Here is an 18,124-nt window from a genome sequence, read left to right on the forward strand (position 1 = left end):
TCGCCTCAGGCGAGATGTCCGTAGTCGCTTCGACGCTCGGTCGTCGAACTCGGGAAAGCGATGGTGAAGACACAGCCCAGCTCAGGAAGGTCTTTGACCGAGAGCGCTCCTCCCATCGATTCGACGTTCTGTCGTGCAATCGACAGCCCGAGTCCGAGTCCAGTGCGGTCTGTGCCGAGCTGGATAAATGGCAAGAACATGGTGTCGGCGTGATTCGAGGCAAGCCCGCCGCAGCGGTCTTCGACCTCGATATAGATGCGGTCGTCAATGTCGTAGGCCACCAGGTGCACCGCGGTATTCCGGTGCGTGAACTTGAAGGCGTTGCTCAAGAGATTGCCCAACGCACCAAGCAACAGGTCTCGATTTGCCTCAATGCGCAGCACAGGGTCGACGGTAGCGACGATAAGTGCGCACCCACGGACGTCGGCTTCGAGCTGTGCCGCAGTCCCTGCGTCGATGGTGAAATTGGCGAGCGAAAAGACGGTGCGAGGAATTGGAGCGGTGCTGCGCGCGCGTACCTCACCGAGCGATGCGTCTACCAGAGCGCGCATCGATGCAAGGCTTCGCTTCAGCACCGAGCCCGTTGCGCCTGCCAACGTCAAACCGCCGAGCTCCGTGGCGCGCACGGCCAAGTTGGCCGTCTGCAGCGAGTTGCGAATCTCGTGAACCAGGAAGGCCAGCCGCTCGTTTGCCTCGGTCGCCAGTTTCTCAGCGACCGCAGAGTCTCGCTGTGAACTGAACTTGGAAACCGCATCTGCTATCGCGTTGTCCAGACAGCGGTTGAGCGTGCGGAACTCGTCCACTCGAAAGGGTGCATCTCGCTGTTCTGCGAGTTCAGTGATTGCCTGACAAAGGTCACCGTAGTCGTGGACCACCTGGTCGACCGAAAAGCCGAGTTCGAGCAGCGCTTTGCCGTGAGCTATGGCGCCGACGCCGATTTCGGATGGAGCTAGCACGTCCCCTCCAGAAGGCCCCGAGACCTGAAGGCTCAGTTGAGCATCCCCAGAGTCCTCTGCGACGAGGGTTCGTATGAGCTGGTCAAGGAAGAGTGGGACGCCGTTCCGGAGTTGCCGGTCCGTCGCATGTCTTCGGAGCCGCTTCCAGACCTTTCCACGACATCGCTCGATGAGTTCGGTGCGGTTGTTTGAGAGAAATGAATGCAACATTTGGTTTGGACGCCTATGGCGAAGCCGGGCTTCTGCGAGTGCGGTGCTGCCCTGGCCGCCAACCAAACTATCAAATGACTGGACGGGTGTCTGTGCGGTAGCGGACAGTCGGTGGTCGCGTGTTTCATGCTTGAACGCACCGCGGCAGTGCGCGGTCAACCAGCGGAGTCGGCCAACCCCATCCGGCCCAATTGGTCGGCCAACAGAAGACGGGCAGCAAGTTCCGGCAAGAGGCGCCGGCAGCGGGGCAGGTCCCAAAGGGTCAACGCCAAGTCCAGAACATCTGCCGCATCAAGGAGCGGCTCTCGCTCCCCAATGCTTGCGCGACAGCGCTCAACCCAATCGGACTCGGCGCAGCAGCGTAAGTCCCCCGAAAGTCCCGCTACTGGCGCGGTGCAAATCAAAGTCATGGCTGCCTCGCAGTAGGTTCCCCTGCCGCGGTTGCACGTGCGCATTGGTTCGCCATATCGGCTTTCTTAGGACAGTGTGGTTCGGTCCAGCGAAGCGTCTGTGCCTAGGCCCAGAGGTACGCGCAGTCGGAGGGCCACTGCCGTACCGAGCTGTATCCAACCTTGCTGATGGCCTCCCGCAAGGCCGCAGGCTCCGCGGTCTCGGAGTCGATTTCGACCCTGCGCAGCGACAAATCGATTCGTACGGTGGCGCCAACGTCCAGATTCTTGAGCGCGCTCAAAACAGCCTCCGCGGCGCGTTCGCTCGTCATGTCCTTCACGTGGAAGAAGACTTGCGGCCTGTCGAGTTTGAGAGCGGTTGCCATTGGCGGTGCTGCTGCGATTCGCACACTCAAGCTGAGTGCGGAAGCAATAGCCTGATGCCGTCGTCCGACGTCGTCTGTACGCCGGCGAACAACATTGCTTCAGGCAATTGCGAAGGAGGGTCGCCGTCTGACCCCATAAAAGGGGAGCCTGCGTTTCGGACCCGGCACCAATGAGCGTGCTCGCGGTATTTCTTAAACCTGAGCAGTATTCGGTGCCTCTCCCGCGCCCGCTTTGAGCGCAACTACTGGATACAACTACAGTACTTCCACCGAATGAACTTTCGAACCCCAAGCACCAAGATGGGGCGGCAGCCGCGCGACGCTTCGCGTTTCGTCGAAGTGTCCGAGGATGAATGGATGAGCTAGCTGTCAGTCGTTGCCGGTTCGACCCCGTCCCTGAAGGAAGGCCCAGAAAATCGTTGTCAGCATTAGGTACATGACCACGAAGATGAAAGCCAGAGCCAACGCCGCTGAGAGCACTGGCATCGCGTTGAGTGGCCTGGCCTGGGTCTCCAACCCTGCCAGCACGCCACCAATGACGCTCCACCGCAAAAGGTAGACGGGCAGCCACCTGGACTGGTCTCGGTTGTGGCGCAACGCGCTGGCACGCTCAAGTTCAGTGCTAGCGTCGGCATCCCGGAAGAGCCAGCCGTAGAAGAGATACCGATAAAGGCTTACGCGCAGCCGCATCGGTCGAGCTTCATTCCGCCGAGCGAGAGGCGGTGTCGTTCGCATTGACATGACCTGAGGCTACGACGCTCAGCCTCAACCAGGCCCCTCGGTCGGCAATGGCCCTACGCGCTGGCGGTGTGCGCCGCGAGCGCTGCACGCACTCGCCCCGCACCAGACCGGCAGCGCGAGAGGTACCAAGCGGCCGGGATGACCAGCATGGACAGGAGCGGCGCCGTGACCATGCCGCCCACCATCGGCGCAGCAATGCGAGTCATGATTTCGGAGCCGGTGCCGCTGCCCCACATGATGGGCAGGAGGCCTGCCATCACCACAGCGACGGTCATCGCTTTCGGGCGCACCCGCAGTACCGCGCCTTCGCGAATGGCCGCCAACAGCGTCTCGTCGTTGTCGGGTTCACCCAAGGCCAGGCGCCGCGCCAACGCGTTCTTCAGGTAGATGAGCATGACGACGCCGAACTCAGCGGCCACACCAGCCAATGCGATGAAGCCGACCGCGGTCGCAACAGACATGGAGTGCCCCAACGCCCAGATGAGCCAGAAGCCTCCGACCAGCGAAAACGGAACAGCCGCCATCACGAGCGCGGCATCGCCGAACGAGCGGAACAGCAGATAGAGCAGAGCAAAGATGACCGCAAGCGTCACCGGAACGACCAGCTTCAGTCTCTGCGTTGCTCGCTCAAGATACTCAAACTGACCTGACCACGACACGGCGTAGCCGGGTGGCATCGCCACCTGCTTGGCCACGGCAGTCTGCATGTCGGTTACTACCGAGCGGAGGTCTCTTCCGCGAACGTCCACATAGACCCAGCCGGACAGCCGGGCGTTCTCGCTGCGAAGCATCGGCGGTCCGTCTTCGATAGACACTCGCGCCACATCCTGCAGCAGGACAGTCGCACCCTTCTCGGTGACGAAGGGGAGCTGACGCAGTCGCTCTAGCGAGTCGCGAATCTCGCGGGGATAGCGGACATTGACCGGGTACCGCTCTCGGCCTTGGATGACCTCCGTCACGTTGTCACCGCCGATGGCCGTGGAGACCACGGACTGGACGTCCGCAACCGACAGTCCATAGCGCGCGGCAGCCAGACGGTCCACGTCGACGTCGATGTATCGGCCGCCCGTCAGCCGCTCGGCGAGCGCGGACGACACGCCACGCACGCTCTTAACCGCCGCTTCAATCTGCGTGGTCAACCGGTCGATGGTGGCAAGGTCGGCGCCGGCCACCTTGATGCCCACTGGACTCTTGATGCCGGTGGCCAGCATGTCGATGCGGTTGCGGATGGGCGGGACCCAGATGTTGGACAGGCCGGGGACCTTGACGACGCGGTCAAGCTCCTCGACGAGCTTGTCCGGGGTCATACCCGGCCGCCACTGCTCGCGAGGCTTGAACTGGATGGTCGTCTCGAACATCTCCAGCGGCGCAGGGTCCGTCGCAGTGTCCGCCCGGCCAGCCTTGCCAAAGACGCGCTCGACCTCCGGCACCGTCTTGATGAGCCGGTCGGTCTGCTGGAGCAGCTGCGACGCCTTTGACACCGACAATCCCGGCAGTGCCGACGGCATGTACAGCAAGTCTCCTTCGTCGAGCGCCGGCATGAACTCGCCTCCCAGTCGCATCACTGGAAGCGCTGTCAGGGCGAGCAGCGCTGCGGCGACCACGAGCGTTGCCTTCGGGAAGCGCAGCAAGGCGTCCAGCACCGGCCGGTAGATGGCGACGAGAACTCGGTTGACCGGATTGGCTGTCTCATGCGGAATGTGGCCGCGGATGAAGTAGCCCATCAGGACGGGCACCAGCGTCACCGAGAGGCCCGCGGCTGCGGCCATCGCGTAGGTCTTTGTGAACGCCAACGGCGAGAACAGCCGCCCCTCCTGCGCTTCCAGTGTGTTGAGTTCCACGTAATCCTGACCCGCCTTTTCCATTCAATAGTGACCCACCCGTATTTGAGCCCCGCGGGCTCACGTTGTGGATAACTTCTTGGTCTTGGACTCCTTCTTGGGTTGGGTTGGTTGGGCTGAACTGTTCTTGAAGCGGTAGCTGTCGTTGCCGGTCTCCAGGATGTGGCAATGATGCGTGAGCCGGTCCAGCAGCGCCGTCGTCATCTTCGCATCGCCGAACACGCTGGCCCACTCGCTGAAGCTCAGGTTGGTCGTTATCACCACGCTGGTCCGCTCGTAGAGCTTGGACAGCAGATGGAACAGCAACGCCCCGCCTGACGCGCTGAACGGCAGGTAGCCCAGCTCGTCGAGGATGACCAGGTCGGCGTACATCAACCGGTGCGCGATCTGACCGGCCTTGCCCGTGGCCTTCTCGAGCTCCAGCGCATTGACCAGCTCGACCGTGGAGAAGAACCTTACGCGCCGATGATGATGCTCGACGGCCTGCACCCCGAGCGCAGTGGCCAGGTGCGTCTTGCCCGTGCCCGGCCCGCCGACGAGCACCACGTTCTGCGCATCCTCTAGGAACTCGCATCGGTGCAGCTGACGCACCAGTGCTTCGTTGACCTCGCTCTGCCCGAAGTCGAAGCCTGCGAGGTCGCGGTAGACGGGCAAGCGCGCCAGCTTCAACTGGTAGGCCACCGAGCGCACCTCGCGCTCCGCCGTCTCCGCCTTGAGCAGCTGCGACAGGACCGGCTGCGCGTCTTCGAAGGCGGGTGCACCTTGTTCGGCCAGTTCCGCTACCGCGTGCGCCATGCCGTGCATCTTGAGTTCGCGCAGCATGATCACGATCGCCGCGCTCGCAGGGTCATGACGCATGGCAGTTCTCCTTGGCCGCGTAGGCGTGCACAGCGGCCTGGGCCTTGCCCCGCAGCGCGTCGTAGCGCAGCACGTTGGCCTGCGGCTCGTTGACCAGGCGCAGAGCCTGCGGCGCGGTCACCGGCGGCGCGGGCGGCTTGCCGTCGAGCAGCCGGTGAAGCACGTTGAGCACATGCGTCTTCGTCGGCACGCCGGCTTCCAGCGCCAGCTCCACCGCGGCGAGCACGGCCTGCTCGTCATGGTGCAGCACCAGCGCCAGGATCTCCACCATCTCCCGGTCGCCGCCGGGTTGTCTGAGCAACGAGCCTTGCAGCCGCCGGAAGCCCTCGGGCAGCTCGGCGAACGGCGCGCCGTTGCGCAGCGCTCCCGGCTTCCTCTGCAGCACCGCCAGGTAGTGGCGCCAGTCGTAGACGGTCTGGCCGCTCGTGTCGTGGCGCCGGTCGATGATGCGAACGTGCTCGCACACGATCTGGCCCTCGGCCGCGACCACGAGCCGGTCGGCATAGGCCCGCAGGCTCACCGGGCGGTTGGCATACGACGCCGGCACGCTGTAGCGGTTGCGCTCAAAGTGCACGAGGCATGTCGGCGAGACACGCTTGGTGTGCTCGACGAAGCCGTCGAAGGCGCGAGGCCGCTCCATCAGGAACGCCTTCTCTTGCGCCCACACGTCGGCAACGGTGCCGGGCAGCCTGCCGTGGCTGATCTCGGCCCACAGCGCCTTGCAGCGTTGCTCGAGCCAGTCGTTCAAGGCGTCCAGCGTCGGGAACGCAGGCGTCGGTTGCCACAGCCTGTGCCGAGCGTCGCGCACGTTCTTCTCGACCTGGCCCTTCTCCCAACCGGAGGCGGGGTTGCAGAACTCGGCCTCGAACAGGTAGTGGCTGACCATGGCCTGGAAGCGCGCGTTGATGTCGCGCTCCTTGCCGCGTCGAACCTTGTCGACGGCGGTGCGCATGTTGTCGTAGATGCCGCGGCGCGGGACGCCGCCCAGCACCTCGAAGGCGTGGTTGTGCGCGTCGAACAGCATCTCGTGGGTCTGCAGCGGGTAGGCCCGCAGCAGGAACGCCCGGCTGTGGCTGAGCTTGAAGTGCGCAACCTGCAGCTTGGTGCGCTCGCCGGCAATGACGGCCCAGTCCTCGCTCCAGTCGAACTGGAAGGCCTCACCCGCGCCGAAGGTCAGGGGCACGAAGGTGCCGCGTCCAGTGGTCTGCTCGACCTCGTGCCGCTGCGCGGTCCAAGCTCTGGCGAAGGCAGCGACGCGGTTGTAGGAACCCGCGTAGCCGAGCACGACGAGGTCGGCGTGCATCTGCTTCAACGTTCGCCGCTGCTTGCGCGACTTGGTCGCCTCGGCCTTGAGCCAGCCCGAGAGTTTGTCGGCATACGAGTCGAGCTTGCTCGGGCTCGCGCGCTTCGCGTACCGGGGCTCGACCGTACCGGCCCGAAGGTACTTCCTGATGGTGTTGCGAGACAGGCCGGTGCGTCGGGCTATCTCGCGGATGGACAGCTGCTCGCGCAGGGCCCACCGCCTGATGACACTCAGTGTCGCCACGTCAATCACTCCTACTGCTCCCTGCCACTCAAAGCAGCAGGTTAGGGTTCTTGCGTGGGTCAGTTTTAAATGGAAATCAGCGGGGTCAGTGGATCACTTCTGGATGGAAATCAACAGCCAAGACCATCGGGTGATTGGCCACGTAGGCTTGTTCGTCGGGTCCGGGCAGCTCCACTGGAGCCGCCAGGTCTTCAGCCTGAACGCCGACCCAGCGCTCAAGCACGATACGGGCGGCTCTCTGCTGCTGCCTTACTTCGGCAGACTCGTCTTCGGCGATACCGCGTGCGCTGGTGGTGGCCAACACTTCCTGGCTGCTCCCGGCGGATGAGGACAAACGAGCTTTGGAGGCCTCCAACTCCTCGTGTAAATGGTGTTCAGCCACCGTGGCGAGCTTCAGAGTCTCGCCGGCGAAGTACGCATCGACATAAGCGAGCGCCGTCTGCAGTCGCACGTCGGCCGCGGCAGCTTGGACCGCCACGGACTCGCGGCTGACCATCGCATCGGCAGCCGCCCGTCGGGCGGCACGCTTCTCAGCCGATACCCACTCCTGACCGATGCCGATGCGCTTCATCGTCATGGAGTCGCGGGTGGTGCTGAGCCGGTCACCGCCCGTGACCGGAAGGTTGTCGACACCGACACGCAGGGTCGGGTCCGGCAGTTGGCCGGCGGCGCGCGCTGCCTCTGAGGCGCTGGTCACGCTGGCGCGGGCCGACCGCGTCGCTTCGGAGCGTTGAACGGCCAAGTCGAGCGCCTGGGGGAGCGTGAGAGGTGCTGAGACCGTCAGTGCCGGCAGCATTGCCGCGGCCAGAGCGACCGCGCGAATGTGTGTCGTGAACATGGAAACTCCGAAGACGAACGATGCGTTCGCTGGCGAGCGGGCAAGCCGCACCAGCGCCGGTCAGTCGACGGGGGGTCAGACGCGGAGTCTGAGTGTGGAAAGGAAGATGGGGTCCGGGGGCGGACGTGCTTCAGGCGCAGACGCTGCCGGCAGCGCTTCGGCCTCAACGGCTTCGAGCACCAGCGGCAGGACGATGACCTGCACGACCATCGGCAGCGACACCGCGGGCAGCTTGACTGCTTCGAAGGACTGGGCGGCGTCAGCCGAGTGCTGGCGACAGAGGGCCGGTTGAGCTTGGTCCATGCCCTCGCACGGTTCGCCCGCGGCCATCATTTCGGCCATGATTGCAGCATCGACCTGCCCCGGGCACACATAGTTCGCCAACGCTAGCTGCGAGAACAGCAGTGACAGCACGACGAAGAACGTCGTTGTCAGGCGATGAATGGAACGGCGCGACATGAGCATGCGAAGTGTAGCTGTCCGAATCTAGCCGTAACTAGCCTGCGGGGTCTTACCTGGCAAGACGCGGCCCAAACATGATGATGGCCATGCCAAGGAAGCTGACACCGAGCCCCATCCAGTCGGTCGCCGTCGGCTGCACTTTGTCGACGACCCAGAGCCACAGGATTGCGATGCCGATATAGACCCCGCCGTACGCGGCGTAGACCCGGCCCGCAGCCGTTGGATGCAGCGTCAGGAGCCAGGCAAATAGCGCCAAGCTCGCCGCTGCCGGCAACAGCAACCATGCCGTCTTACCCTGCTTCAGCCACAGGTACGGCAGATAGCAGCCGACGATTTCCGCGACAGCGGTGACAACGAACAGGGCGAGCGTCTTCAAGATGTCCATGCGCCCATTGTCGTCAGGCCGCCGATGCAGAAAGCGCTTGCTCCTCAAGTAGCTTGAGGTACTACCTTTCGGGCGGGACAAGCAGTTCCGCATTGAAGGAGTCTGGATGAAGTCTTGGAAGTTGATGTTGGGGCTTGGCGCGGCATGTGCCGCTTGCTGTGCCATTCCGTTGCTGGGAGCCGCCGGGGGGCTGGCGGTGTTCGCATCCGCGCTGTGGGCGTGTGCCGACGAGTTCATCCCCGCCGCCATCGGTCTGGGAGCTTTCGCGTCGGCACTCCTGGCTCTGTGGTTGTGGCGAAAGCGCCGGTCCGCTCAGGCCAACACCTGCGCGTGCACGACGTCGTGCTCGACGAGAGCAAGTCATGTCCTGACCTGAACCGGCGCCGATTGCGTGCACGTTGGATTTGCAGTCGATGGGCCCGTTTCACGGGCGACGAGCCGGGACGAATGTGCATGCTGACGCGGATGACCTACGATGGCCAGTGTGAGGTACCCAAAATGAATGCCATGGTCTCTATCGGGGTGCTTGCCCAGCAAACGGGCTGCACTGTGCCAACCATCCGGTACTACGAAGAAATTGGCCTGTTGCCTGCTGTGCCTCGCACTAACGCCGGACGGCGGCTCTACAGCGGGCCCACGGCCAAGCGGCTGACGTTTATTCGGCGCTGCCGGGACTTCGGCTTTTCGATAGACCAGGTTCGAGGACTGGTGGGCTTGGTAGATGAACCCGACCGGCCCTGTGTGGAGGTACGCGAAATCGCAGCTGGCCACCTGACGGAGGTTCGCAAGAAGCTCGCGGAGCTCAAGGCACTTGAGTCCAGTCTGTCGGCGTTCGTTGTGAGCTGCGATACCGCATGCGCCGGAGGTACGGCGGTCGACTGCGCCATCCTCGAAGACCTCGCGCAACCTACGAACCCGGCGAGCCTGATGGCAGCCAGTCCATGTTGCGGCACATTGGCAGTGCGTCCTGAAGGAGCGGCATCTTGATGAACAGGCCCACTCTGCAAGCAGGCAGTCGATAAACGTGCGCCTCTTGCGGGTTCTCGGGCTTCCTACGGCTTCATCATCGGTCACCTTCACGGGGAAGCGGGCTGCCTTCAAGTGGTCCACCCAGGCGCTGCAGCAACCGCACGTCGGACTCTTGAACACCCGGTCGGCGCCTTTCGTGCCGAAGCCTCCAGCGACGCCCGAGACGCCCGTTGGTGGGAGGGCAACATCGTGCGCAAGGTCAGAACGCTCGACCAAGAAGCCCGTGTGTCAGCGTGCCGCACCAGCCAGCACATCCTTCGTAGCCTGATATCAATTTAAGCAGTGCGGGCAAGGGCTCCTGACGCTTCACGCTGCGCCACCACCTCTACCGACCTGACACCCTTCATCGCTTGAACAGAGAAGGGCGTTGGACCTCCTTGGTGCTTGCCGAACCTCGACCGCCCCGCGAGTCGGTGAGTCGACTGGAACTCAAGGTCCGAAGTTGGTGCGAAGGACGAAGTCGAGCCTGTCTTGTGCCTCAATACTCAACAGACCCATGCAGCCGTCAGTCAAGACGAGCTGGTCATGGCGTACCGCCTGCGGCCATAGGATGTCCTCGTCGTCGATTGCAATCCAGTTCGAAGGGCGGAGCCATCTGACGTGGGCATCGACGATTTGCGCCTTGCTCATACGCCAGTAATCGTCGTTGGAGTACGCCACTGTCCGATTTGAGCCGCTGCGCGTGACTGCAACGCGGTTGGCCTTGGTGGTGAGGTCTTCGTAGGTGCAGCCGCTGACGCGCGCTGCGAGGTTCGGCCCTAGCCGCTCCAGGACCGACGAGAGGCCATGCGCCCGTGGCTGCGTCGACGTAAGCATGATGCGCACGTCGGGCCATTCACGCAGCGCCTTTTCGAGATAGGGGACACCTTCATACTTGGCATGGCCATCTGCCCAAGGTGAACGGCCACGCAGCAGCCCGTAGAGGGACTCGCTGGGATGAAGCACGCCAGATATCCCAAGGTATGCAGTTGGAGGTCCTCCAGTCATGCGTCATCCCCCATCTTTGAGTAGGCGGTAAATCCGTCAGTTCGTTGCATCGTCGGACTCCATAGGTTTGCCTTGGATGTCCGCTCCCTCGCCAGCCTCCGTTGAAGCCTTTGTGGTCGTAAGCGCCAGGAGGTCAAGGTATGAAAGTGACGGCGCTCGCCGCCGACTCGCGGGCGCCCATGCCATCGGCCATGCCACTGCAGCGATATCGATGTGCCAAGAACAAGGGTAGTGACGCAGCAAACGCCTCGCAGATTCGCGCACGCTGGGCGGCACCTCAAGGCCATTCCCGTTATTGCAAAGTTCTTGCAGAAACCGGCGTGTGGCCAAAACAGCGCGGGTTCTTTCGCTTGGCATGGTCATGATGTGCATTCCCCCTGGACGCTTGGCTGGTGTGCAAGTTGCCGGCATCCGTCGAAACAGTGGCCGCACGGCCTCTTGATGTCCATCGTTGACGCCTTCTAGAAACTGACAAAACCTGTACGGGGTCGAGGCGCCGGCGGACATAAGTGGTCGCCCCTGCCGAGCTGGATGCGGCACACTTCCTGGGGAAGCTCGAAAGACAGCGACACCGCTGACAGCTCCGCCACAAGGGTGCCGGTCCGCAATTCCACTCCCCAGGCCCAGGCTTCGAGTGACGCTCGTGGAAGCCGCAGTCGAAGTTCGCCGTCGTGCGCGAAAGTCAGGACGCTGGACCAGGATGACTGCGCGTCACTGCATTGCGCCAGCCAGCACAGTCGGCGCAAACCGCTATCACTCGCGCCAACGCGGGCCAGGCTTCCCGATGTTTGAAAGTGCGCCCCTTCAAGCCCATCAATGCGTCGGAGGTAGAGCGCGAGACTGTTCGGTGTCAGCAGCGCCTCCATTGCAGCGGGACTCCACATCCAGAGTTCGCGCAGGAGCAGCGCGGCCGGCAGGTAGACACGGTGTTCCTCTTCCTCAACGGCGTAAACGGTCTGTCGCGTACGGGCAGCCGGCGGCACGAGCGATGCAATGAGTCGACCGGGTTCTAGCAGCGGCGACAACCGCGTGAGGTCGGAGACTCTCAGTTTGAAGCTTCGTGAGTGCAACCGCTCAAACGGTCGCGCTGAAGGCTCGAACAAGCGTCCGCTTTGCGGGAGCCAGGACGCCGGCAGTAGTCTCGTCCCCCAACCGGTGCCTTCGCGCACCACAGCCTCCAGCGCCCAGCCGCGCCGGAACCGCTGCCATCCGTTGAGCCAACAAGGGTCCTCGGTCATGGCCTTGCCTGCGGTCGGGACTCGATGGAGGACATCTCGTTATTGCGTCTCCGAGCGCGTTCCATGATGCCTTGCCCTTCATCGGGAGACCGACCAGGCTGGATGTGCGCATCACGAAACGCCCTCCAATCGGGCAGCGCGTGCCCCCCTTCCTGGCTCAAGACAAACGCGAGACGACGCAGTTGGAAGCTTTCAACCGTCTCGCACAGCGCATCAAGTGTCTCCGTCGCCCTTGGCAACAGCGCAGCCCGATGAGTCAGCAGTGCGCGCTGACCCATCAGGCCAAGGATGTGATTCTTCGATGCGCGGCGCGGCGGAATCTCTTGCAGGGTCTGGGCGACCAGCTGCCGCACCCGGTCCTGCAAATTGGAGTCACGACGACCCCAATCAATGCGCCGCCGCACACTGAGGTCGCTCTGCGCCCGCACGGGGTGCCATGCGAGCAGCCAGGCCCGGTCGTGTCGGTAGAGGCGCGCGTAGAGCGCAGGCGCAATGCCGCGAAGCTCCTTCTTCCCCTTTTCGGAATTGGCCGCAGCTGTCTCAGCCCACGCCTGGCGGTCGACTCCCGATTCGTGGGCAGGTGCCGCCTGCGTCGGTGGCAGCGGGGCCAGCAGACGCTCTGCCGTCTTCCAGTCGACGTCCAAGGTCCAAGCGACGGCGCGGGTGCTGAGACCGAGCTGAGCGAGGCTGGCCGCCTCCTGCCGCATCCCCGGCGACCGGTAGACGCCCCAGCGCTTGCCGCTCGCAACGCTCGATGCATCGTTGCTGTCCTGGGCCATCACGCGCGTCCCATTGATGAACACGCCCATCAGCACGTGCTTGAACGGATGCAAGGGTCGGCGCGGCGCACGCAGGACCTCGTCCAGCCATGCGAGCGGGTCGCCGTACTCACGTCCGAACGATGCCAGCAGCAGGCTTTCGCCGAAGTAGTCGATGAAGGCACTCCGGAGACGCTGGGAGCGCCCCCGGACGGAGCCCATGTGTCCGAGGTGCGCGCGATAGTCAGGCTTCATCGCTGTGGTGCAGGGTTGGCCGATGAGCAACTCGAAGGAGCGCACTGCCACCGCCCGCGCCACCTCCGGTTGCGTCTGGGCGCCCACAAGCGGCCGGAGGTTGCTGAGGTCGGCCTCCACTGGGGCTGCGAGGTACGCATGTCGTCCGGGTGGCCGAAATGGCACGTCTGATTCCACCAAGGGGTCGCCATGCAGATGGCAAACCACTACGCCAGGCAAATGGTGCGCGCGGTGCCAGTAGGCTTCGCCGGAGCGAGCAACATCAGCCGCATGGCAACGCGGGCAGAAGTGGAAACGCTTAGGGGCGCGTGCGGACCCGGCGCAAATGCCGAGCCGTACCTGAAGATTCCCGCCGTCAGAGGCCATAGCGGCGAGCACTTGCTTCCTTTGCCGCGCACTACAAAAGTGGGTGTAGTACCCGAACAAGGTATGGCGCACGGCCATTTCTTCGACCCCCAACTGCCATTCGCTGCCGGTGGCTCGCGCCAAAGACGCCAAGTTGGACGGTAGGTCGGGCACCGCGACGACGGTGCGGCGCCCGTACAAGATGTCGAGCAGCCGCTTGGGACTCCAGAAACCGTAGCGATAGGTCGCGCGCGCCAAGGCGCTGTAGAGCAACTCGTCGGGCAAGGGCTTAGGCAGCGTACGCATGCGGTGTCTCCTGAGGCTCCTGAGCGCGGAACCACGCGGCAAGCGCGTCCAGCGTCAACTTCGTGTGCGACTTGTGCGCCGCAGTAAGGACCGATTCCACCAGGCGACGTGATTCCGTGTCCGAAATTCCAAGGGCCGAGCGCACGGAAGCGGCGGAGCGCGCGAGCAGGCTGAGGCCAGGCTTTCCCTCAGACTGAGCCGCCGAACTTTGCGGGATGAGCTGCTGATGCTTCTGGATGATTTCATCGATGTCGTAGGCGTCGACGTCCTCAAATCTCGCCAGACGACTGGGCTGTCGGGACCGCAGCGCGTTGAGCAGGGGCTGCAGAAACTCGAACTCGTGGCGGGCCACGTGGTGAAACATTTCCGGCGTCAGTGTTTCCTTGCCATGGCTGAGTGCGTGCAGCTGACAGACCAAGAACATGTCGACGATGAAGGCGACCACACCCTGGGTCTCGGCATACACCATGTCCTTGAACGCGTCTGTCAGTTCCCCCGGCTTGCGCAGCCATTGGTAGCACCACAGCGTATCTATAAGCAGGTCGAACTCCGCGCCGCGGACAAGGGGACGCCAGGTCGCCCCGCCCATCACCCCCGCCCGGCGGCTGTGGCGGGCATCGAGCTGGAGCACAGAACGAGCCTTAAACGTCCCGAGCACGACGAGCGGCAACTTCAGCTCGTTGACCAGCTCCTGGAACCAGTTCATCAGCTCTTCCCGGCCGCCGCTCTTGCGAACGCTGACGTTCTGCAACTCGTCCAAGACCATGACGCCGAGGTAGTGCGCACGCGCCAATTGCTTGACCAAGCTCATCAGCATGTCGAGGGTCACGCTGCGGGTGACCTTCGGTGTGTGCGTGGTGCCTAAGACTGCGTCAAACGCTCGCAGGATGTTCAACGCGAGCTCCTTCACGCTGCCGTCCTTCGGACACTCAACCTTCAACCAGACCAATTGATGCAGGTCCAACTCCTTGTGAAGGATGTACTGCGGGTAGGCCGCCAGTACCGCCTCTACAGTCGTGGACTTGCCCATCCCGGAAACGCCGATGAGCGAGAAGCTGCAGATAGGACACAGCTTCGAGTAGACCAAGCGCGCGGCCTTGCCGGAGCGCTGCGCCTCGGCATAGTCGCGCTGCAGCAAGCGGAAGTGGTCGCTGGCCAGCGGGTTGCGCGGCGTCAAGCCGTGGCGGAGGACTTGGTCCAGCCGCCGCGCAACGTGGCGCCCGCGCTCGGCAGGAAGGAAGAAATGCTTAAGACCGGCGACGTAGTACGAGCGGACGAAAGCCTCGTCCGCCAACTGTGATTCGTCGAACGCCGGCGCTACTGCGAGCTGTTCCAACCACTCGTCGTCGGACTTGATGGCTGGCAGAGCGAGCATGAGTGGATTTCGGTCGGGCTGCGGCCCAGGCGAAAGAGGGTAGATGGCGATGACCGGTTCGACACGGTGGTCAGTGACGTTTGAGCTGTTCATGGCTGGGCGATTCAGTTCGGCATTGCGGGTTGAGAGGCGCGGCGCGCCGCAAAAAGGGCTCGCACGGAGTCGGCGGTACGGCTGGCGGCGTCATCGGGCGGCGCCGCCGCAGCAGATTGACCCGCTGCGAGGGGTACGCCGGCGGGGGGGCCTGTCCTCGCCGTGTTGATGAATACTTCGGACGTGAGCGCTGCCAGTTCCGCCTCACGATTGCCACGGATGTCGCGGGTGCGTTCGGCGCGGGTTTCACCCGGTGGCTTGGCTTGTTCAGCCAGCCGGCGCCCTTGGGCCGAGGTTTCGATGGTCCGATGCGATGCGGCCAGTTGATGGGGAAGATTGGCCCACGAAGCTGCGGCGTTCTGCCGGTTGCGCTGGAGTTCGAGCGCGGCAATTTCGCTGAAACTTGCGCTCCCCCACTTTTGCGAGCGGCGAGTGAGCGTCACGTCGCACGCGGCCCCGTGCTGAGAGGACGGAAGCGCGACGGCACTGCCGCTGAACAAGGGGTGGTACAGAACATCGACGACCTCCTTGCGATGCAGCGCATGGGCGAACCAGGACTGCTGGCGCAGCGCGTCACCCATGTAGTACAGCCCGCGATACAGCTGAAGGCCCCGTTGAACGACAGTCATCTGCGCCTGTGGCCAAAGGTATTTCTTGAGATGCAGGTCGGGGTACTTGCGCACATCGGCCCGCAGGTTCTCCACGCCCCAGTGCCACAGGCTCACCGGGACGAAAGGAACGCCATCTGCGATGACTTCCGGCCAGCCGTCGTACTCCCGGACCACACGCAGATTGGCAGTGAGCACGGCGTTGATGACGGCACGCGTGATGGCCTCGACGGTCATGGCACTGCGGAGCACTGCGGGCTCCTGGTCGCGACCGGCGAGTTCCTTGTCGATGTACCCGGGCAGGAACGGACCAAAGGTAGCGTGCAGCGTCCGGAAGACTCGCTCGACCACGCCCTTGGCTTCGCCGCTGTATCCCCGCGCGTTCTCGACATCGAGATTGAAGCCCATCGACAGCCGGTTGGCTTCCTCCGACTTGAGCTCGCCCCGGTCGCCCATCAGGTGCAGCGGCATGTAGCCGGTGGGCCATAGGTCCGCCGTGATGTCGATGCCGTAGGCCTTGCAGAATGAGACCTTGTCGACCGAGCAGTTCCACACGGCGAGCATGGCCCCCGCCCAGCAAGGCGGCTCCAGGCCGACATAGATGCCCACAACCATGCGGGAGAACTGGTCGATGACCACGTACAAGGTCGGTCGCCCCACGATTCGCCGCGGGTTGAATCGCGACACTGCATACACGTCAAGCACGGTAGCGTCGATGTAGTAGCGGGTGCCCGGGCCGCGAACCTCGGGCAACGTTCCCGACAACAGCGGCTTGAAAGCCAAGTCGAAGCGGCGTTGTTGCAGTCGCTTCAGCTGCCGGACGTCGAAGGGGTGCTCCTGCTTCCAGTGGTATTCGAACTGCTCGAAGGTCGGCACGCGGTCGTAGTTCTCGACCTTGACCAAGTGGCGGTTCTCGTCCTTCGGCAGGACGTTCACATGCTCGTGGTAGCGAGAAATGAGCATCCACTCCCAGGCCTTCTTCAGTTGGCGCCCGTCCCGGCCGACGGGAGCTGAAGCCCATGCCAGCCGCATGTTGCGGCGGTGGTCTTCCGTGGCGGCCACCCCAACCCCGGGCTGAACTGTCCGCGGCCTGCCCGTCTTCGGGGCACCGACTGCCGGGATACGCAACTCGCCGGGCGCGCCGCATCGCCACATGGCTGTGACCAGGGCCTCCTTCGACTGGCCTCTCTGCCAAAAGAGCCGAAGGACGTCGTAGAAGAACGGCTTGGAGCAAATCTTGAGCGCGGCAAGTCGACGTGAGAGTCGACCGCGGAAGCGCTGGTCCCACATGCGGTGGCCGAAGCGACGCATGAACTGGACGAGCCGCCAGCGACGTTCGAGCAGCTTTTCGTCGTACTCCGTCAGACCGCCAAGATTGACTGGCAGGAACACTTCCTCGACGACGATGAGTTCTTCCGCGGCGACGCGGCTCAAAGTCCTAAGCTTGCCGAGGGAGAAGGGCACGGCACCCGACGCATGAATGTCGATGAGAACGAAATGCGTCGACGTCGGGTCAGAGGTCTCGCCGGACGCGACCTCGTCCAACACACGCCAGATGGTTTCGGTCGCGCGTTCCTTGAGCAGGGTGTTGACCGGAAGAATCATCGGCTCTGCTCCATCAGCGCCTCTGGTGTTCCGACCGAGTAAGCGCTCAACGGTAGACGCTCCAGCCCGACGCTGCTGCCGAGGTCGACACGGAGCACCCCGCGCGATACCAAATGCATGGCCATCTGATAGACGACAAGTGGCGTCGTGTCGAAGGCGCCAGCGAGCCACCGACAAGCCCGTAGCAAAGTGTCGTCGCTGCGAGAGGTCACCTCCGCCAACAGCGCTTGCACGAGGCCGTCGACGTTGGTCTGGTCGTAGAAGGCCAGCTGCGAGATGTCGTGATACGCCCTGACGGAGTCGTAGTTGATGTTGAACGGCTCGTCGAAGAAGCGCTGGTCGAGGAGCTGGAGCTCCATCCCGTGGAACCGGTAGAACTCACGGGTGATGGTCATGAGCTCCTGCTCGCGCGGCGTCAGCGTCTCCGGGTCGTACTTGAATGTGTAGGGAACCTTGCGACTACCGGTGAGGGTGGTCTCGGTGACCAGAAAGTCCAGCGTCATCACGTACGGCGTGCCATCGAGCGTCCGCGGGTGCTTGAAGCCGAGCCTGCGCGCGATGCGGAAGGTCTCCAAACGGTCCAGGGGAAACTGTTCCTGAATCTCGATAACGTTGGAGGCGCTTTCGAACTTCAGGAAGCACTTCCATTCGCCGTCGGAGAGAAGGTGATGGACGCGCCGGGATTTAACGCCGCAAGGACGGTGGGAGCGTCCGCTGGAAGGCACGTCCTGAATCTGAAGCCAAGGTCTGTAGGCTGGACCGAAACCTTGGCCACGTCCTTGTGCAATGAAGCGCTGAACCCTCGCCTCGTCGAAGACATATCGAAGGCGCGTCATTGCCTGACGTCCCGGACAGCGACATCGCCGGTACGGCGTGATGAGTCGAGAACGTTGCCAACTTGATGTGGGCGGCA

The 18,124-nt window shown here is 63.5% G+C and carries 16 protein-coding genes and 1 pseudogene; 1 reads left to right on the forward strand and 16 read right to left on the reverse strand.

Annotation, left to right across the window (positions count from 1 at the left end):
* Nucleotides 1–5 precede the first annotated feature (5 nt).
* The 9 genes and pseudogenes from ACWH49_RS13985 to ACWH49_RS14025 all read right to left on the reverse strand — a co-directional run bounded on the left by ACWH49_RS13985 (nucleotide 6) and on the right by ACWH49_RS14025 (nucleotide 8,612).
* Entirely contained in the window at nucleotides 6–956 is a 951-nt protein-coding gene (locus ACWH49_RS13985) for a sensor histidine kinase (RefSeq protein ID WP_448172004.1), read from the reverse strand.
* A gap of 724 nt (nucleotides 957–1,680) precedes the next feature.
* Nucleotides 1,681–1,941, reverse strand: coding sequence for a heavy-metal-associated domain-containing protein (locus tag ACWH49_RS13990; protein ID WP_448172005.1), 261 nt, complete (start codon nucleotides 1,939–1,941; stop codon nucleotides 1,681–1,683).
* Between the two features lie 369 nt (nucleotides 1,942–2,310).
* Nucleotides 2,311–2,631 (reverse strand): hypothetical protein, encoded by a 321-nt coding sequence (locus tag ACWH49_RS13995; protein ID WP_448172006.1) that lies wholly within the window; start codon nucleotides 2,629–2,631, stop codon nucleotides 2,311–2,313.
* A 104-nt stretch (nucleotides 2,632–2,735) separates the two neighbouring features.
* Nucleotides 2,736–4,514: pseudogene (locus tag ACWH49_RS14000) on the reverse strand (efflux RND transporter permease subunit); the annotation flags it as partial.
* Between the two features lie 69 nt (nucleotides 4,515–4,583).
* Entirely contained in the window at nucleotides 4,584–5,381 is a 798-nt protein-coding gene (istB, locus tag ACWH49_RS14005) for an IS21-like element helper ATPase IstB (RefSeq protein WP_448170693.1), read from the reverse strand.
* The gene (gene istA, locus ACWH49_RS14010) at nucleotides 5,371–6,936 is read right to left on the reverse strand and encodes an IS21 family transposase (protein WP_448170694.1); all 1,566 of its coding nucleotides are present in this window, start codon (nucleotides 6,934–6,936) and stop codon (nucleotides 5,371–5,373) included. The genes istB and istA overlap by 11 nt, the downstream gene beginning before the upstream one ends.
* Before the next feature lie 76 nt (nucleotides 6,937–7,012).
* Entirely contained in the window at nucleotides 7,013–7,765 is a 753-nt protein-coding gene (locus ACWH49_RS14015; protein ID WP_448172007.1) for a TolC family protein, read from the reverse strand.
* A gap of 75 nt (nucleotides 7,766–7,840) precedes the next feature.
* Nucleotides 7,841–8,230: a hypothetical protein gene (locus ACWH49_RS14020; protein ID WP_448172008.1), complete on the reverse strand. Its 390-nt coding sequence runs from the start codon at nucleotides 8,228–8,230 to the stop codon at nucleotides 7,841–7,843.
* 46 nt (nucleotides 8,231–8,276) lie between these two features.
* Nucleotides 8,277–8,612: a YnfA family protein gene (locus ACWH49_RS14025; protein WP_448172009.1), complete on the reverse strand. Its 336-nt coding sequence runs from the start codon at nucleotides 8,610–8,612 to the stop codon at nucleotides 8,277–8,279.
* Between the two features lie 447 nt (nucleotides 8,613–9,059).
* Here ACWH49_RS14025 and ACWH49_RS14030 point away from each other — a divergent pair, with 447 nt between their 5' ends.
* On the forward strand, nucleotides 9,060–9,599 hold the full coding sequence (locus tag ACWH49_RS14030; protein ID WP_448172010.1) for a MerR family transcriptional regulator: 540 nt from the start codon (nucleotides 9,060–9,062) through the stop codon (nucleotides 9,597–9,599).
* A 471-nt stretch (nucleotides 9,600–10,070) separates the two neighbouring features.
* Here ACWH49_RS14030 and ACWH49_RS14035 read toward each other — a convergent pair whose 3' ends face one another.
* From ACWH49_RS14035 to ACWH49_RS14065, 7 genes are read right to left on the reverse strand one after another with little or no spacing between them, the layout of a single operon-like run.
* Nucleotides 10,071–10,628, reverse strand: a complete 558-nt coding sequence (locus ACWH49_RS14035) for an HAD domain-containing protein (protein ID WP_448172011.1) — start codon at nucleotides 10,626–10,628, stop codon at nucleotides 10,071–10,073.
* A gap of 36 nt (nucleotides 10,629–10,664) precedes the next feature.
* Nucleotides 10,665–11,135, reverse strand: coding sequence for a BPSL0761 family protein (locus tag ACWH49_RS14040; protein ID WP_448172012.1), 471 nt, complete (start codon nucleotides 11,133–11,135; stop codon nucleotides 10,665–10,667).
* The gene (locus ACWH49_RS14045; RefSeq protein WP_448174409.1) at nucleotides 11,090–11,866 is read right to left on the reverse strand and encodes a hypothetical protein; all 777 of its coding nucleotides are present in this window, start codon (nucleotides 11,864–11,866) and stop codon (nucleotides 11,090–11,092) included. Before ACWH49_RS14045 ends, ACWH49_RS14040 begins: the two co-directional genes overlap by 46 nt.
* Nucleotides 11,863–13,530, reverse strand: coding sequence for a TnsD family Tn7-like transposition protein (locus tag ACWH49_RS14050; RefSeq protein WP_448172013.1), 1,668 nt, complete (start codon nucleotides 13,528–13,530; stop codon nucleotides 11,863–11,865). The genes ACWH49_RS14045 and ACWH49_RS14050 overlap by 4 nt, the downstream gene beginning before the upstream one ends.
* Nucleotides 13,514–14,998 carry a TniB family NTP-binding protein gene (locus ACWH49_RS14055; RefSeq protein ID WP_448172014.1) on the reverse strand — a complete coding sequence of 495 codons (1,485 nt, stop codon included), beginning with the start codon at nucleotides 14,996–14,998 and terminating at the stop codon, nucleotides 13,514–13,516. Before ACWH49_RS14055 ends, ACWH49_RS14050 begins: the two co-directional genes overlap by 17 nt.
* 11 nt (nucleotides 14,999–15,009) lie before the next feature.
* Nucleotides 15,010–17,211, reverse strand: a complete 2,202-nt coding sequence (locus ACWH49_RS14060; RefSeq protein ID WP_448172015.1) for a hypothetical protein — start codon at nucleotides 17,209–17,211, stop codon at nucleotides 15,010–15,012.
* Nucleotides 17,208–18,047 carry a TnsA endonuclease N-terminal domain-containing protein gene (locus tag ACWH49_RS14065; RefSeq protein ID WP_448172016.1) on the reverse strand — a complete coding sequence of 280 codons (840 nt, stop codon included), beginning with the start codon at nucleotides 18,045–18,047 and terminating at the stop codon, nucleotides 17,208–17,210. The genes ACWH49_RS14060 and ACWH49_RS14065 overlap by 4 nt, the downstream gene beginning before the upstream one ends.
* Nucleotides 18,048–18,124 lie beyond the last annotated feature (77 nt).

It is taken from the genome of Rhizobacter fulvus, from assembly GCF_964020785.1.

What these genes read in the sequence shown, in the direction of transcription:
- ACWH49_RS13995 (WP_448172006.1), bottom strand. Translation starts at nt 2,631, where the DNA reads ATGCGGCTGCGCGTAAGCCTTTATCGGTATCTCTTCTACGGCTGGCTC.
- ACWH49_RS14050 (WP_448172013.1), bottom strand. Translation starts at nt 13,530, where the DNA reads ATGCGTACGCTGCCTAAGCCCTTGCCCGACGAGTTGCTCTACAGCGCC.
- ACWH49_RS14040 (WP_448172012.1), bottom strand. Translation starts at nt 11,135, where the DNA reads ATGTCCGCCGGCGCCTCGACCCCGTACAGGTTTTGTCAGTTTCTAGAA.
- ACWH49_RS14035 (WP_448172011.1), bottom strand. Translation starts at nt 10,628, where the DNA reads ATGACTGGAGGACCTCCAACTGCATACCTTGGGATATCTGGCGTGCTT.
- ACWH49_RS14015 (WP_448172007.1), bottom strand. Translation starts at nt 7,765, where the DNA reads ATGTTCACGACACACATTCGCGCGGTCGCTCTGGCCGCGGCAATGCTG.
- ACWH49_RS14025 (WP_448172009.1), bottom strand. Translation starts at nt 8,612, where the DNA reads ATGGACATCTTGAAGACGCTCGCCCTGTTCGTTGTCACCGCTGTCGCG.
- ACWH49_RS14060 (WP_448172015.1), bottom strand. Translation starts at nt 17,211, where the DNA reads ATGATTCTTCCGGTCAACACCCTGCTCAAGGAACGCGCGACCGAAACC.
- ACWH49_RS14020 (WP_448172008.1), bottom strand. Translation starts at nt 8,230, where the DNA reads ATGCTCATGTCGCGCCGTTCCATTCATCGCCTGACAACGACGTTCTTC.
- ACWH49_RS14045 (WP_448174409.1), bottom strand. Translation starts at nt 11,866, where the DNA reads ATGACCGAGGACCCTTGTTGGCTCAACGGATGGCAGCGGTTCCGGCGC.
- istB (WP_448170693.1), bottom strand. Translation starts at nt 5,381, where the DNA reads ATGCGTCATGACCCTGCGAGCGCGGCGATCGTGATCATGCTGCGCGAA.
- ACWH49_RS14065 (WP_448172016.1), bottom strand. Translation starts at nt 18,047, where the DNA reads ATGACGCGCCTTCGATATGTCTTCGACGAGGCGAGGGTTCAGCGCTTC.
- ACWH49_RS14030 (WP_448172010.1), top strand. Translation starts at nt 9,060, where the DNA reads ATGTGCATGCTGACGCGGATGACCTACGATGGCCAGTGTGAGGTACCC.
- ACWH49_RS14055 (WP_448172014.1), bottom strand. Translation starts at nt 14,998, where the DNA reads ATGAACAGCTCAAACGTCACTGACCACCGTGTCGAACCGGTCATCGCC.
- ACWH49_RS13990 (WP_448172005.1), bottom strand. Translation starts at nt 1,941, where the DNA reads ATGGCAACCGCTCTCAAACTCGACAGGCCGCAAGTCTTCTTCCACGTG.